Source organism: Pseudomonas sp. SWRI99 (assembly GCF_014270125.1).
In the GTDB taxonomy this organism is placed as follows: Bacteria; Pseudomonadota; Gammaproteobacteria; order Pseudomonadales; family Pseudomonadaceae; genus Aquipseudomonas; species Aquipseudomonas hamedanensis.
Window position 1 is genome coordinate 47,363 of record NZ_JABWQR010000020.1, and the last position, 15,329, is coordinate 62,691.

Below are 15,329 nucleotides of genomic sequence, written 5' to 3' on the forward strand. Positions count from 1 at the left end.
TTTATATGACTGACAAAGATCTACCGAAAGTAAAGCGCAAAGGCACCTTCAAGAGCGCGCCGCTGCCTGAAGCGGTCAACACCAATGAGCCGCTCAAGGGCGACGAACTGGTCAAGCTTGCCGTCGCCGCGCTGGAAGACGTCAAGGCCCAGGACATCCAGATCATCGATGTGCGCGACAAGCAGAGCATCACTGACTACATGATCATCGCCACCGGTACCTCCAATCGCCAGATCAACGCGATGCTGGACAAGGTCCGCGAAGAAGTGAAGAAACAGGGCGCCAAGCCGCTGGGCGAAGAAGGCAAGGGCGACAGCGACTGGGTGTTGCTCGACCTCGATCTGGTGATCGTGCACATGATGACCGCCTCGGCACGTCAGTTCTACGACCTGGAGCGCCTGTGGGCCGGTGCCGAGCAAAGCCGCGCGGCCGACGCCAAGCACCACAGCCCGGAAAACACCCACGAGCATTTCACCAAGCTCAACAAAGACCAGTTCTAAGGGATTGCTGTGCGACTGCGCCTGATCGCCGTCGGTTCACGCATGCCCAAGTGGGTGGAAGACGGCTGGCATGAATATGCCAAGCGTCTTCCGTCCGAGCTGGCGCTGGAACTGGTGGAAATTCCGCTCAATACCCGTGGCAAGAATGCCGACGTGGCCCGTTTCATCCGCCAGGAAGGCGAAGCCATGCTGGCCAAGGTCGGGCACAACGAGCGGATCGTCACGCTGGAAGTTCACGGCAAGCCCTGGAGCACCGAGCAACTGGCGGTCGAACTTGATCGCTGGCGGCTGGATTCGCGCACGGTCAATTTCATGGTCGGTGGCCCGGAAGGGCTGGCGCCGGAAGTCTGCGCCCGGGCTGACCAGCGCTGGTCGTTGTCGCCGCTGACGTTGCCGCACCCGCTGGTGCGGATCCTGATCGGCGAACAGTTGTACCGTGCCTGGACCGTGCTGTCCGGTCACCCTTACCACAAGTAATCCTGTCCCCATGACTCAGCCGATCCGCATCAAGGACCACGAAAAGGACGCCCGTCTGGTGCGCAGCCGCGTCGTGTTCGGTGCGATCGTGATCGTGATGCTGATCGGCGTGCTGATCGCGCGGCTGTATTACTTGCAAGTGATCCAGTACGAGTACCACTCGACGCTGTCGGAAAACAACCGCGTCCACGTGCAGCCGATTCCGCCGACTCGCGGGTTGATCTTCGACCGCAACGGCGTGGTGGTGGCGGACAACCGTCCGAGCTTCAGCCTGAGCATGACCCGCGAGCGCTCCGGCGACTGGCAACAGGTGCTCGACGTCATTGTCGAGGTGCTGGAGCTGGCGCCCGAGGACCGGGTGATTTTCGAGAAGCGCATGCGTCAGGGGCGCCGACCGTTCGAACCGGTGCCGATTCTGTTCGAACTGAGCGAGGAGCAGATCGCCCGGATTGCCGTGAACCAGTTCCGCCTGCCTGGGGTGGAAGTGGTGGCGCAACTGGTCCGTCACTATCCGCAGGGCGCGCATTTTGCGCACTCGGTGGGTTACATGGGGCGGATCAACGAGAAAGAGCTGAAGTCGCTCGACCCGGTCAATTACAGCGGCACCCACCATATCGGCAAGACCGGCATCGAGCGTTTCTATGAGCCGGAATTGCACGGTCAGGTCGGTTACGAAGAAGTCGAGACCAACGCCCGTGGCCGGGTGTTGCGCGTACTCAAGCGCACCGATCCGATTCCCGGCAAGGACATTGTCCTGAGCCTCGACATCAAATTGCAGGAAGCGGCCGAGGCAGCACTGGGCGGGCGCCGTGGCGCGGTGGTCGCGCTTGACCCGAAGACCGGTGAAGTGCTGGCGATGGTCAGTCAGCCGAGTTTCGACCCCAACCTCTTCGTCACTGGTATCAGCTTCAAGGCCTACGCCGAGTTGCGTGATTCCATCGACCGGCCGCTGTTCAATCGTGTGTTGCGCGGTCTGTACCCGCCAGGTTCGACGATCAAACCGGCGGTGGCGATTGCCGGCCTCGACGCGGGCGTGGTCACGGCGTCCAGCCGGGTGTTCGACCCGGGTTACTACATGCTGCCCAACTACGATCACAAGTACCGCAACTGGAACCGCACTGGTGACGGCTTCGTCGACCTCGACACGGCGATCATGCGTTCCAACGACACCTACTTCTATGACCTGGCGCACAAGCTCGGCATCGATCGGCTGTCGGCCTACATGAACAAGTTCGGCATCGGCCAGAAGGTCTCGCTGGACATGTTCGAAGAATCCCCCGGCCTGATGCCGTCCCGCGAATGGAAGCGCGCCACCCGCAAACAGGCGTGGTTCCCTGGCGAAACCCTGATCCTGGGGATCGGCCAAGGCTACATGCAGTCGACGCCGCTGCAACTGGCCCAGGCCACTGCGCTGGTCGCCAACAAAGGCATCTGGAATCGTCCGCACCTGGCCAAATCCCTCGACGGGGTGAAACCGGTGGATGACAACCCGATGCCGAATATCGTGCTGCGCGACCCGTCCGACTGGAACAAGGTCAACCACGGCATGCAGCAGGTGATGCACGGGGCCCGTGGCACCGCGCGCAAAGCGGCGATCGGCGCGCAATATCGCATTGCCGGCAAGTCCGGTACCGCGCAGGTGGTCGCGATCAAGCAGGGCGAGAAATATGACCGTTCCAAGGTTCAGGAGCGCCACCGCGACCACGCCTTGTTCGTCGGTTTCGCCCCGGCCGATGACCCTAAAATCGTCGTCTCGGTGATGGTCGAGAACGGTGAATCCGGTTCCGGCGTCGCCGCGCCCGTGGTGCGTCAGATCATGGACGCCTGGCTGCTCGATAAGGACGGTCATCTGAAAGCCGAATACGCCAGCCCAATCACTGCGGAGGCTACGGCCCGTGATGAATAATTTCGATCGCATGCTCTCCAGCGAGGATGTGATGCGTCGCCGCGCGACGTTGCTGCAAAGGCTGCACATTGATGGGCCGCTGCTGATCCTGCTGCTGATCCTCGCCGCCGGCAGTCTGTTCGTGCTGTATTCGGCCAGTGGCAAGAGCTGGGATCTGCTGGCCAAGCAGGCCACCTCGTTCGGCATCGGTCTGGTGTCGATGATCGTCATCGCCCAGCTCGAACCGCGGTTCATGGCCCGCTGGGTGCCGCTCGGTTATGTGATCGGCGTGGTGCTGCTGATGGTCGTCGACATCATGGGCCACAATGCCATGGGCGCCACGCGCTGGATCAACATCCCCGGGGTGATCCGCTTCCAGCCCTCGGAATTCATGAAGATTCTCATGCCGGCGACCATCGCCTGGTACCTGTCCAAACGCACCCTGCCGCCGCAGCTCAAGCACGTCGGCATCAGCCTGATGCTGATTGGCGTGCCGTTCATTCTGATCGTGCGCCAGCCGGATCTGGGCACCTCGTTGCTGATTCTCGCCGGGGGCGCTTTTGTACTGTTCATGGGTGGCTTGCGCTGGCGCTGGATTCTCAGCGTGCTGGCGGCGGCCGTTCCGGTGTCGGTGGCGATGTGGTTTTTCGTCATGCACGACTATCAGAAGCAGCGGGTCCTGACCTTCCTCGACCCGGAAAGCGACCCGCTGGGCACCGGCTGGAACATCATCCAGTCGAAAGCGGCGATCGGTTCCGGTGGGGTTTTCGGTAAAGGCTGGCTGCTCGGCACCCAGTCGCACCTGGACTTTCTGCCGGAAAGCCACACCGACTTCATTATTGCCGTGCTCGGCGAAGAGTTCGGTCTGGTCGGCATCTGTGCGCTGCTGCTGATCTACCTGCTGTTGATCGGTCGCGGGCTGGTGATCACTGCTCAGGCGCAAACGCTGTTCGGCAAGTTGCTCGCCGGTGCGTTGACCATGACATTTTTTGTTTACGTTTTCGTCAACATCGGTATGGTCAGTGGCCTGTTGCCGGTCGTAGGGGTGCCGTTGCCGTTCATTAGCTACGGAGGAACTTCGCTGGTGACGCTGCTGTCAGCGTTTGGGGTTTTGATGTCGATCCATACCCATCGCAAGTGGATCGCACAGGTTTGAATAAGGTGAAGAGTTCAATGCAAGCAATGCGTGGCTGGGCGACTCGATGTGCGCCGCTGGTTGGCCTGATGGGCCTGCTGGGGAGCGTGCAGGAAGCGCTGGCCGGCGACTATGAAGGCTCGCCGCAGGTGGCCGAATTCGTCGGTGAAATGACCCGCGACTACGGTTTCGCCGGTGAACAACTGATGGGTGTGTTCCGCGAGGCGCAACGCAAGCAGTCGATTCTCGACGCCATCTCCAAGCCCGCCGAACGGGTCAAACAGTGGAACGAATACCGCCCGATGTTCATCACTGACGCGCGCATTGCCCGCGGCGTGGACTTCTGGCGTCAGCACGAGGCAACACTGGCCCGTGCCGAGCAGGAATATGGCGTGCCCGCACAAGTGATCGTGTCGATCATCGGCGTAGAGACCTTTTTCGGACGTAATACCGGTAATTTCCGCGTCATCGACGCCTTGTCGACCCTTGGTTTCGACTATCCTCCCCGTGCCGAATTTTTCCGCAAGGAACTGCGTGAGTTCCTCTTGCTGGCCCGTGAAGAGCAGGTCGATCCCCTGACCCTCAAAGGCTCGTACGCCGGGGCCATGGGCCTGCCGCAATTCATGCCCAGCAGCTTTCGCGCCTACGCGGTGGATTTCGACGGTGACGGCCACATCAATATCTGGAACAACCCCGACGATGCGATCGGCAGCGTTGCCAGCTATTTCAAGCGTCATGGCTGGGTTGCTGGCGAACCGGTGGTCAGCCGCGCCGATGTGCGTGGCGAGCAGGCCGATGAAGGCTTGACCACCGGCATCGAGCCGGTGAAGACGGTGGCGGAGTTGCGGGCGCTGGGCTGGTCAAGTCATGATGCGCTGCGCGATGATATGCCGGTTACTGCATTTCGCCTTGAAGGCGACAATGGCCCGGAATACTGGATGGGCCTGAAGAATTTCTACGCAATCACGCGTTATAACCGCAGCGTGATGTACGCCATGGCCGTACATCAACTGTCTGAACAGCTGGTACAAGCACGGGGCGTCAAGTAATGCAGGCATTGCCTAACAACAAACCCCTGAAGCTGGTGGCTTTCGCTGCGTTGGCAGTCCTGGTCGCCAGTTGCACGACCAGCCGCACGCCGACGCAGAAGACCTCGTCCACCGCTGTCCGCGCCCAACCGGGCCTGGACATCAACCGCGCGCACAAAGATGGCGCGCCGTGGTGGGACGTTGATGTTTCGCGCATTCCCGATGCGACCCCGACCCTGCACACCGGCCCGTACAAGGCCAACCCGTACACCGTGCTGGGCAAGACCTACTTTCCGTTGCAGGAATCCAAGACCTACGTGGCTTCGGGCACGGCGTCCTGGTACGGCACCAAGTTCCATGGCCAGAACACCGCCAACGGCGAAGTGTATGACCTGTACGGCATGAGTGCCGCGCACAAGACCTTGCCGCTGCCGAGCTACGTTCGGGTGACCAACCTGGACAACAACAAGAGCGTGATCCTGCGCGTCAATGATCGCGGGCCGTTCTACTCCGATCGCATCATCGACCTGTCCTACGCGGCGGCGAAGAAACTCGGCTATGCCGAAACCGGCACCGCGCGGGTCAAGGTTGAAGGCATCGATCCGCAGCAATGGTGGGCAGCCAAGGGGCGTCCGGCGCCGCTGATGCTCAACGAGCCGCAAGTGGCGCAAAATAGCGCGCCGGTGATCACGGCTTCGGCCGGCACCGTCGAGCAGTGGACGCCACCGCCGCAACAGCACGCTGCGGCCGTAGTGCCCGTGCAGATCGATGCAAAAAAAAACGCTTCTGCACCAGCGTCTGGCCAGTATCTGCAGGTGGGCGCGTTCGCCAACCCGGACGCTGCCGAACTGCTGAGGTCGAAGCTCAGCGGGATGGTGAGCGCTCCGGTGTTCATCAGCTCGATCGTGCGCAATCAGCAGACCCTGCACCGGGTACGCCTGGGGCCGATCGGCTCGCCGGGTGAGATCGCCCAGGTGCAGAACAGCGTGCGCCTGGCCAACCTGGGTTCGCCCAGTGTGGTCACCGAGTAGTACGTAGACCTTGATTGACGGTTCACTTGCGGTATTCGGGGGGTGAACCAGGTTGTTGGCTCGTCGAAGAACAAAAGCCCGGCAAGGGTGACTGGAGTGAGCAACTGAACACGCGATGGCCCGTTAGAAGGCTGTCTGAATAAGTTTTGCCTTCGGGCAAGTTTCCATTAGCGATTTCGAGAGACGGATGAACATCACCACCTTTGCCAAACGCCTGTGTCTGCTAGTCCCGCTGCTCCTCTCGCCAGCCGCTTTTGCGGCCGAGATGATGCCGTCGCCACCACAACTGGCTGCCAAGGCCTACGTTCTGATGGACGCCAGCAGCGGCAACGTGCTGGTCGAAAACAATGGCGACCAGCGTCTGCCGCCGGCCAGCCTGACCAAGCTGATGACCGCATACATCGCGACCCTGGAAATCCGTCGCGGCCAGATCGGTGAAAACGACCCGGTGACCGTCAGCGAAAACGCCTGGCGCACCGGCGGTTCGCGGATGTTCATCAAGGTCGGCTCGCAAGTCACGGTCAGCGACCTGCTGCACGGCATCATCATCCAGTCCGGCAATGACGCCAGCGTCGCCCTGGCCGAACACATCGCCGGCAGCGAAGACGCATTCGCCGACCTGATGAACAAGACCGTCACCGAACTGGGCATGACCAACACCCACTTCATGAACCCGACCGGTCTGCCGAACCCTGAGCACTACTCGTCCGCGCACGACATGGCGATCCTGGCCCGCGCGATCATCCACGAAGACCCGGCTCACTATGCGATCTACTCGCAGAAAGAGTTCTTCTGGAACGGCATCAAACAGCCGAACCGCAACCTGCTGCTGTGGCGCGACAAGACCGTTGACGGTCTGAAAACCGGCCACACCGATGAAGCCGGCTACTGCATGGTGTCCTCGGCGGTACGTGACGGCCAGCGCCTGATCGCCGTGGTGTTCGGCACCAACAGCGAAGTGGCTCGCGCCGCTGAAACCCAGAAGCTGCTGACCTACGGTTTCCGCTTCTTCGAAACCCAGACCTTCTACCAGAAGGGCACTGAACTGGCGCAGGCGCCGGTGTGGAAAGGCACCACCAACCAGGTCAAGGCCGGCCTGGCGCAAGACCTGACCATGACTCTGCCGAAGGGCCAGCTGAAGAAGCTCGCTGCGAGCATGACCATGAACCCGCAACTGGTTGCGCCAATCGCCAAGGGCGACGTGATCGGTAAAGTCGAAGTCAAACTGGAAGACAAGGTTGTGCACAGCGCTGACCTGATCGCTCTGGATGGCGTCGAGGAGGGTGGTATCTTTCGCCGCATGTGGGATAGCATCCGTCTATTCTTCTACGGCTTGTTCAACTGATTTAGTGTTGACCTGCATGGCCCCGCCCCGATCCGGTGCGGGGCCATGTGCGTTACCACGGCTTAAGAGGCCGTTACGCCATGACCGATACCGAAGTACAGGCGCCAAAGATCGAATTTCCGCAGACTGATTATCCGATCAAGGTGATCAGCGATACGGGCGTCGGCCGCAAAGACCAGATCATCGAGATCGTCAAGAAACACGCGACCATCAATGATGAGCGCATCGACGAGCGTCAAAGCAGCACCGGCAAGTACACCACTATCCAGCTGCACATCGTCGCCACCGATCAGGATCAGCTGTACAACATCAACAGCGAACTGCGGGCGACCGGCTTCGTACACATGGTGCTGTGATGCACGGCACGCTGGGCTTTCGCGAGCTTGGCCAGATGGCGTACGAGCCGGTCTGGCATGCCATGCAGCGCTTTACCAACGAACGCGGCAATGCTGCTGCTGATGAAATCTGGCTTGTTGAACACCCTCCGGTCTTCACCCAGGGCCAGGCGGGCAAGGCCGAGCATTTGCTGCTGCCGGGCGATATTCCGGTGGTGCAGGTCGATCGTGGCGGCCAAGTGACTTATCATGGCCCCGGGCAACTGGTGGCTTATCTGTTGCTGGATGTGCGCAAGCTGGGATTCGGCGTGCGTGATCTGGTCAGCCGCATGGAAGCCTGCCTGATCGAACTGCTGGCCAGCTACGGCGTCACCGCCGCCGCCAAGCCAGATGCTCCCGGCGTGTACGTCGATGGAGCGAAAATCGCTTCTCTGGGTTTGCGCATTCGCCACGGTTGCTCCTTTCATGGCCTGGCCTTGAACGTGGATATGAACCTGGAACCGTTTCGACGGATTAATCCCTGCGGCTACGCCGGGCTGGCGATGACCCAGCTGAGTGACCACGCAGGATCGATTGAATTTGCCGAGGTAAGTGCCCGGCTGCGCGCGCAGCTCGTCAAACACCTCGACTATGCTGAGCAGACGACCCTCACGGGCGGAATCGACTGATATGACTACTGATGCAGTGCAAACCATGATCCCGACGCTCGACGTGACCGAGCGCCCGGCCCCGCGTCCCAAGGTTGAAGCCGGCGTCAAGCTGCGCGGCGCCGAGAAGGTTGCACGCATTCCGGTCAAGATCATTCCGACCACCGAACTGCCGAAGAAGCCCGACTGGATCCGCGTACGCATCCCGGTTTCCCCGGAAGTCGACCGCATCAAGAGCCTGCTGCGCAAGCACAAGCTGCACAGCGTCTGCGAAGAAGCGTCCTGCCCGAACCTCGGCGAATGCTTCTCCGGCGGCACCGCGACCTTCATGATCATGGGCGATATCTGCACCCGTCGCTGCCCGTTCTGCGACGTGGGTCACGGTCGTCCGAAGCCACTGGACGTCAACGAGCCGCAAAGCCTCGCTATTGCGATCGCCGACCTCAAGCTCAAGTACGTGGTCATCACCTCGGTTGACCGTGACGACCTGCGTGACGGCGGCGCCCAGCACTTTGCCGACTGCATCCGTGAAATCCGCAAACTGTCGCCGAACGTGCAGCTCGAGACGCTCGTCCCGGACTACCGTGGCCGTATGGATATTGCCCTGGAAATCACCGCCGCCGAGCCGCCGGATGTGTTCAACCACAACCTGGAAACCGTGCCACGCCTGTACAAGGCCGCGCGTCCGGGTTCGGATTACCAGTGGTCGCTGACCCTGCTGCAACGCTTCAAGCAGATGATGCCGCACATTCCGACCAAGTCCGGCCTGATGCTGGGTCTGGGCGAAACCGACGACGAAGTCATCGAAGTCATGAAACGCATGCGCGAACACGACATCGACATGTTGACCCTCGGTCAGTACCTGCAACCGTCGCGCAGCCACTTGCCGGTGCAGCGTTTCGTGCACCCGGACACCTTCGCCTGGTTCGCCGAGGAAGGCTACAAGATGGGCTTCAAGAACGTTGCTTCCGGCCCGCTGGTACGCTCCTCGTACCACGCCGATGAGCAGGCGAAGCTGGTCAAGGCAGAGCTGCTGGGTTCCTGATCCCGCACTGATGTACAAAATGCCCGCCGAGGTTTAACGCCCGGCGGGCATTTTTTTGCCCAGCTTACATTCGTTGCTGACTTTTCCTTCAATCCACGGCGTGGCTGACCCTCTTCTGTTTGTCCCCGTTCCTGACTACTGTGTGTGCATGAATTCACAGGGAGATCCAAGGATGACCGTTCGACCGACCCACACACTTTGCCCGCACCGCGCTGTGCCCGCGCTGCCCTCGGAAGGGCTGATCGGCGTCATTGCACCTGCCGGCCCCGGTGCTCTGGACACCGATAAGGCGGCGCAATGGATGCGCGCCCGCGGCTACGGGCTGAAAGTGTTTCCCGGGGTCTACGAGAAGGATGGCTATCTGGCCGGCAGTGACGAGGTACGTCTGCGCGATCTGCACGCAGCGTTCGCTGACGCCCAAGTCGACGCGATCATTTGCCTGCGCGGCGGCTACGGCACGCCACGGCTGCTGGATCGCATCGACTACGATCTGCTGAGCCGCCATGCCAAGCCCTTCGTCGGCTACAGCGACATCACCGCGCTGCATTTGGCGATCAGCCGCTATGCCGGGTTTGTGACCTTTCACGGGCCGCTGCTCAACGCTGATCTGCTGGGCGACAAGGAACCGCCGACGGTCACTTCGTTTTTCGCCATGCTGCGCGGGCAGATCAAGGCGGGCAGTATGCTGAGCCACCCGGTGGCTTATCCGCTGACTACCGTAGAGCCGGGCATCGCCCACGGGCGTTTGCTTGGCGGCAATCTGGCGATGATCGCTGCGACATTGGGCACGCCTTATGAGATCGAGGTCGAAGGGGCGATTCTGTTCATCGAGGACATCAACGAGCCGCTGTATCGCATCGACCGACTGCTGACCCAGATGCGTCTGGCCGGCAAGCTGGCCAGGTTGCGTGGGGTGCTGGTCGGCGATATTGCGGGTGTGGAGGTCGCGGCGCTGAATCGCTTACTGAAGCAGACCTTTGAATCGCTGCGGATTCCAGTGCTGTCGGGATGGCGCAGCGGCCATTGCGATCCGAACCTGACATTGCCGTTGGGCGCGCTGGTGCGGCTGGATGCGGGCAAGCAGGAGTTGATGCTGGAGCAGGATGTGGTGGTCAGATCTTAAAGGTCCGTTGCCAGTGATTCAGTCTTCAGGAGCAAGCCCCCTCCCACAATTGACCCTGTTCTCATGTTGAAACTCGGTCGAATGTGGGAGGGGGCTTGCTCCCGAAGGCTTTATTGGGTGCGCAGGCTCTCAAGCAACTTATGCGTCGGATAACCATCCGCCGGCCAGCCCAGCGCCTGCTGGGCACTGCGAATCGCCTTGCGCGTATTGGCGCCGATAATCCCGTCTGCCGTGCCGGCATCGTAATTGCGCGCGCTCAGCAGCGTTTGCAACTCGATCCGCTCGGTGCGGCTCAGTGGTAGATCATCTTTCGGCCAGTTGCCACTGATCAGGCCTGCGCCGCTGAAACGCTCGGACAACAGACTCACCGCCAGCGCATACGACGACGAATTGTTGTATTTGAGGATCGCCCGGAAGTTATCGAGGATCAGGAACGCCGGGCCACGATGGCCGGCGGGCAACAACAGGGCGGCGGACAGTTGTTCGGAACCCGCCGGGACCTGCGCGCCATTTGGCAGGGTCACACCCAGTTGGCGCCATTCGGCAACGCTTTTGCGAATCGCCCCGTCAGCGAGGGTGTAATTGAAGTTGGTCGGCACTTGCACTTCGAAACCCCACGGCTGGCCACGCTGCCAACCCGAGCTTTGCAGGTAGTGTGCGGTCGAGGCCAATGCGTCGGCGGGGCTGCCCCAGATATCGCGGCGACCGTCACCGTCGAAGTCCACCGCGTGGGTGTTGTAAGTGGTCGGAATGAATTGGGTCTGGCCCATCGCACCGGCCCATGAGCCGAGCATTTTCTCGGGAGTGATATCGCCCTGTTGCAGAATTTGCAGGGCGGCAATCAGCTGCGCGTGGGCGAAACCCGGACGGCGACCTTCATAAGCCAGGGTCGCCAGTGAGTTGATCACCGACTTGCTGCCCTGGAACTGGCCGAAGTTGCTTTCCATGCCCCATACCGACACCAATGCCTGGCGATCAACGCCATAGCGCTGCTCGATGCTTTGCAGAATGTCGGCGTACTGCTCGATCAGTGCCTGACCTTTTCGCACCCGCAATGGCGACAGCGCACCGTCGAGGTATTCCCATACTGGACGGGAGAATTCCGGCTGGCTGCGATCGGCGCGAATCACGCTCGCATCGAAGCTGATGTTGGCGAAGGCGCGATCGAACAGCTCGGCGCGAATCCCGGCGGCCAGGGCATCCTTGCGGAAACCGGCCTGCCATTCGGCAAACGTCTGGGTGGGTTGAATATCAAGCGGGTCGGCGGACGGCACTACCGGCGGGACGATCGCTGGGGCCGTGGTGACCGGGGCGGCTTGAAGCGGTTGTGCATCGGCGGCGGTGGGTTTTTCCGCACAGGCGACAAGCAGAATGAAGCTGGAGGCAGCGATCAATTGGCGGACAGGCCAACGACGGGAAAGACTTAAGGGCATGCACGGTTCCAGGAGATACGAATCAGGTGCAGACCTTAACATGCCTGCTGAATGAATCGGCTGCCCAGCCAGAAATTGGATTGTCACACACAGCCGGACAGAGAATCGTAGTCCCTTTTTCTCGCCCCCTCAACTGTCGGATCTAACAGCTGTTCTGTGGATATTTTGGAGCGTTTAATCCTCCTGTATCGCGCATCTTCAGCCGTCGCGCGTCTCACCTCTCCAGGATACAGGTGCTCAAATGAGAAGGTTCTCAACAATAGTGGTGCTCGCATTGATGGCCGGATGCTCCTCTTCCAATATCCTTGAAAAACAGGAAGGGCATGCCGATGGCGTCGCGGTGGACGTTGGCGCCTCGGCGAATGCTATCAGTGGAGCACAGGTGGCAGTGGAGTTGGAAAAACGTTATCGAGATACACGTGACAATTGTGGAGCCGCGTCGAAGCCTGCTTTCTTGTGTTCCGGGTTGCTTGTGCGTGGCACGGAGCCATCCACGCAGTACGATGCCTGGAACCCGAGCCCGACGTCGGTTGCCAACGGTGGAGTATCGTTCACCTATTTGCGATCAGACTACAAAGTAAGACGCCTCGCTTATACCTATGACAGTGGATTGATCTTTTATCCCATCCTGAGCACGCCACCGGGCAAACAGCTCATAGAAATTTTGTGTTTCTTTCCGGTTGATGGCTCATCAAATGCTCGTCCCAACGGAGGTTGTGGGGCTCATCCCAGCTACCCGGTAGCCAGCAAAAGCTGCGAGGAACAGAATCCGATAATTGACACGGCAGCCAAGTGGGCAAGCAAGTATCGAAACGACGCTGCTACTGGCAATAAGTTTGAGTCAATGTGCTCATTCAATGTACGTGACTCTGCCAATAGTCAGGCAGCTGGACGGTTTCTTGAAGGTATGCGTGCTGGTCGGCTGGTTTCTCCAGATGCATTCAACAAACCCAACGACACGAAGCTTAAAACCTGGGCGCAGAACATCCCCGGTCAATTGCCGATTGAAGCTTTTTTTTACACCAAGCCAACTGGTCTGGCGGGGGCACAACTTTACCAGCGGCGTTTCCGGGTACTCACGGGGATGACAATTCCGATCATTTACATTCCACTGCCAGAAACCCTTGAGCAATCAGCCTCATTTATCTTTAAGGCGACAGACCAGACCCAATAACGGAAGACAAGAAGCCGGAACGAGGGAGGGGCAAGAGAGGGACGAATTTCATGCCGCCAGAAAGTAAGAAGCCTCCCAGTTGTCAGACTGGAAGGCTTCGCGGCGGTAGCTGCCTTTGCCCTTGGCTGGTCGTTCCTGGCGGCTGCGGAACAAGGGCTGGGCGACGATGGATTTGGCCTTGTTGGGGCCGTGTTTCGCTGGCTTTTTGCTCATGAGGTTCTCTCGGTGAGGTGGGTTTTTGCGGGGGAAATAATCTGCCGATGCCAGCGAGATGTCCAGTCCGACGATGCGAAAAATCTCAATGGGTTCGCGCAACCTTTGTGGCGAGGGAGCTTGCTCCCGCTGGGTTGCGAAGCGACCCCAAAAGTCGTCTGCTGCGCAGCCGAGCGGGAGCAAGCTCCCTCGTCACAAAAGTGTTTATTCGGCAGGAAGTGTCAGACGCTGCCCGGCCATCAACAGCGCCAACCGACTCAGGCTCATCCACGGCGAACCCGCCGCCTGACCCTTGATCTGCGCATCGATACGCTGAGCTTCGAGCAGCAATTGCGCCCAGCGTTGCGCCGAGTAGCGTTGCAGGGCCTTGCTCATCAGGGGTTTGCGCTTGTCCCAGACCGGCGGTTTCGCCTGGCTGAAACATTTGTCCAGCGGCGTGCCCTGGCTGTACTGCAGCGAGATATTGGCCAGCAGACGCAACTCCCGCGCCAGCGCCCAGAGGATCACTGGCGGCTCGACGCCCTCACCGCGCAGGCCTTCAAGCATGCGCAAGGCGTGGGCCGGTTCGCCGTTGAGCACCGCGTCGGTCAGGCCGAAAACGTCAAAACGTGCACTGTCCGCCACGGCGGCCTGAACGGTTTCAAGGGTGATCTGCCCACCTTCGGCCATCAGTTTGAGCTTCTCGATTTCCTGTGCGGCGGCGAGCAGGTTGCCTTCGACTCGCGCGGCAATCAATTCGACGGCGTCCTGACTCGCCGATAGCCCGGCCTGAGAGAGGCGTTGACGAATCCAGCTCGGCAATTGATTGGCGTCCACCGGCCAGATCTGAATGAACTGGGTTTGTTGGCCTTCGACCAGCGCCTTGCCCCACTTGGTTTTCTGCGCACTGCCATCGAGCTTGGGCAGGCTGACCAGAAGCACCGTGTCTTCAGCGGGGCGCGAGCAGTATTCGATAAGTGCCGCGGCACCTTTGTCACCGGGCTTGCCCGAAGGCAGGCGCAATTCCAGCAGGCGTTTTTCCGAGAACAACGACATGCTGGCGCCGGCCTGCAACAACGTGCCCCAATCGAAATTGGCGTCGGCGGCGAAGACCTGGCGTTCGTCGAAACCTTGCTGGCGAGCAGCGCTGCGGATAGCGTCGGCGGCTTCCTGACACAGCAGCGGGTCGTCGCCACTGATGACGTAGACCGGCGCAAGAGCGCCTTGCAGGTGTTTGCCGAGTTGAGCGGGAGCGAGCTTCATAAGGAAGGGCGAGCGGGGCGCCTGGGCGCCCCGGTCGTCTTAATGCTGCGGGATTTCGAGCGGCGACTGACGCGGAGTTTGCGCCTCAGCCTTTTGCGCCGCTTCCAGTGCGTCGGCTTCTGCCTTGGCACGGTCGTTGGCGGTTTGCTGCAATTGTTGCAGTTGACCCGGGGTCAGTTGCTGCAGGCGCAGCATCATGCGCTGAACCAGCTCACGGCGGGTCTCACGGCGGGCGTCATTGGCTTCCTGATCGGAACCGACGAGGTTGTTGCCGTCATGGATGAACACTTTCTGCACTTCAAGCTTGTCGCTCAGCAGTTGCAGGTTGTTCTCGCCGCGGATGTCATAGCTCAGGATAGTGCTGACCTGATACTCGCCTGTACGACCGGCGCCGGCATAGCTGAGGATGCGCTGGCTTTCCTGCTCGTCAGCCAGGAACAGTTTGTACGGCGCGCCGCTGTAAACCTTGACGCCGCTGGACTCCAGTACCTGACGCAGCTGAGTCACGGTTTCGCCATAGGCGTTACGGGCGCTCAGGTCGAGTTCCTTGATCGACAGTTCATTGGTGCCAGTGCCACGCAGCTGGAAACCGCAGGCGCTCAGCAGGACAGCGAGGCCCATCACCAGCAGATTGCGTTTGATCATTGTGTTGCTCCCCTTGAAACCATGTGGGCCGACCCGGCGGCCCGAAAGGTTTTACAGGGCGCCGGGCAAGC

The 15,329-nt window shown here is 60.5% G+C and carries 16 protein-coding genes; 12 read left to right on the forward strand and 4 right to left on the reverse strand.

The features are described 5' to 3' along the window. Window positions 1–5: 5 nt before the first annotated feature. From rsfS to HU743_RS17290, 11 genes are all read left to right on the forward strand, one after another. Complete coding sequence (rsfS, locus tag HU743_RS17240) at window positions 6–500, forward strand: ribosome silencing factor (protein ID WP_186619503.1); 495 nt, start codon at window positions 6–8, stop codon at window positions 498–500. 9 nt (window positions 501–509) lie between these two features. Next, a complete protein-coding gene (gene rlmH, locus HU743_RS17245) occupies window positions 510–977 on the forward strand; it encodes a 23S rRNA (pseudouridine(1915)-N(3))-methyltransferase RlmH (protein WP_186650041.1) in 468 nt (155 codons plus the stop codon). A 10-nt stretch (window positions 978–987) separates the two neighbouring features. Continuing rightward, the gene (gene mrdA, locus HU743_RS17250) at window positions 988–2,883 is read left to right on the forward strand and encodes a penicillin-binding protein 2 (RefSeq protein WP_186650043.1); all 1,896 of its coding nucleotides are present in this window, start codon (window positions 988–990) and stop codon (window positions 2,881–2,883) included. A gap of 31 nt (window positions 2,884–2,914) precedes the next feature. Next, the gene (gene rodA / locus HU743_RS17255) at window positions 2,915–4,018 is read left to right on the forward strand and encodes a rod shape-determining protein RodA (RefSeq protein ID WP_186650149.1); all 1,104 of its coding nucleotides are present in this window, start codon (window positions 2,915–2,917) and stop codon (window positions 4,016–4,018) included. Window positions 4,019–4,035: 17 nt separating this feature from the next. Then, a complete protein-coding gene (mltB, locus tag HU743_RS17260) occupies window positions 4,036–5,046 on the forward strand; it encodes a lytic murein transglycosylase B (protein WP_186619501.1) in 1,011 nt (336 codons plus the stop codon). After that, window positions 5,046–6,056, forward strand: coding sequence for a septal ring lytic transglycosylase RlpA family protein (locus HU743_RS17265; protein ID WP_186619500.1), 1,011 nt, complete (start codon window positions 5,046–5,048; stop codon window positions 6,054–6,056). The genes mltB and HU743_RS17265 overlap by 1 nt, the downstream gene beginning before the upstream one ends. A gap of 187 nt (window positions 6,057–6,243) precedes the next feature. Continuing rightward, on the forward strand, window positions 6,244–7,401 hold the full coding sequence (locus HU743_RS17270) for a D-alanyl-D-alanine carboxypeptidase family protein (RefSeq protein ID WP_186546791.1): 1,158 nt from the start codon (window positions 6,244–6,246) through the stop codon (window positions 7,399–7,401). 80 nt (window positions 7,402–7,481) lie between these two features. Further along, window positions 7,482–7,757, forward strand: coding sequence for a DUF493 domain-containing protein (locus HU743_RS17275; protein ID WP_016773029.1), 276 nt, complete (start codon window positions 7,482–7,484; stop codon window positions 7,755–7,757). Next, on the forward strand, window positions 7,757–8,404 hold the full coding sequence (lipB, locus tag HU743_RS17280; protein WP_024014445.1) for a lipoyl(octanoyl) transferase LipB: 648 nt from the start codon (window positions 7,757–7,759) through the stop codon (window positions 8,402–8,404). The genes HU743_RS17275 and lipB overlap by 1 nt, the downstream gene beginning before the upstream one ends. A gap of 25 nt (window positions 8,405–8,429) precedes the next feature. Further along, entirely contained in the window at window positions 8,430–9,428 is a 999-nt protein-coding gene (gene lipA / locus HU743_RS17285) for a lipoyl synthase (protein WP_169432710.1), read from the forward strand. A 172-nt stretch (window positions 9,429–9,600) separates the two neighbouring features. Beyond that, complete coding sequence (locus HU743_RS17290) at window positions 9,601–10,551, forward strand: LD-carboxypeptidase (RefSeq protein ID WP_186650045.1); 951 nt, start codon at window positions 9,601–9,603, stop codon at window positions 10,549–10,551. A gap of 110 nt (window positions 10,552–10,661) precedes the next feature. On the opposite strand, the gene HU743_RS17295 is transcribed toward HU743_RS17290, so the two are convergent. Then, window positions 10,662–11,984, reverse strand: a complete 1,323-nt coding sequence (locus HU743_RS17295; RefSeq protein WP_186619497.1) for a lytic murein transglycosylase — start codon at window positions 11,982–11,984, stop codon at window positions 10,662–10,664. 241 nt (window positions 11,985–12,225) lie between these two features. Here HU743_RS17295 and HU743_RS17300 point away from each other — a divergent pair, with 241 nt between their 5' ends. Beyond that, window positions 12,226–13,158, forward strand: coding sequence for a halovibrin HvnA (locus HU743_RS17300; RefSeq protein WP_186650047.1), 933 nt, complete (start codon window positions 12,226–12,228; stop codon window positions 13,156–13,158). A 48-nt stretch (window positions 13,159–13,206) separates the two neighbouring features. Here the strand turns inward: HU743_RS17300 and arfA are convergent, their stop codons facing one another. The 3 genes from arfA to lptE all read right to left on the reverse strand — a co-directional run bounded on the left by arfA (window position 13,207) and on the right by lptE (window position 15,258). Further along, window positions 13,207–13,371, reverse strand: a complete 165-nt coding sequence (gene arfA, locus HU743_RS17305; RefSeq protein ID WP_186546795.1) for an alternative ribosome rescue factor ArfA — start codon at window positions 13,369–13,371, stop codon at window positions 13,207–13,209. Window positions 13,372–13,575: 204 nt separating this feature from the next. After that, window positions 13,576–14,613, reverse strand: a complete 1,038-nt coding sequence (gene holA, locus HU743_RS17310; protein WP_186650050.1) for a DNA polymerase III subunit delta — start codon at window positions 14,611–14,613, stop codon at window positions 13,576–13,578. A 39-nt stretch (window positions 14,614–14,652) separates the two neighbouring features. Further along, window positions 14,653–15,258 carry an LPS assembly lipoprotein LptE gene (lptE, locus tag HU743_RS17315; RefSeq protein ID WP_186650053.1) on the reverse strand — a complete coding sequence of 202 codons (606 nt, stop codon included), beginning with the start codon at window positions 15,256–15,258 and terminating at the stop codon, window positions 14,653–14,655. Window positions 15,259–15,329 lie beyond the last annotated feature (71 nt).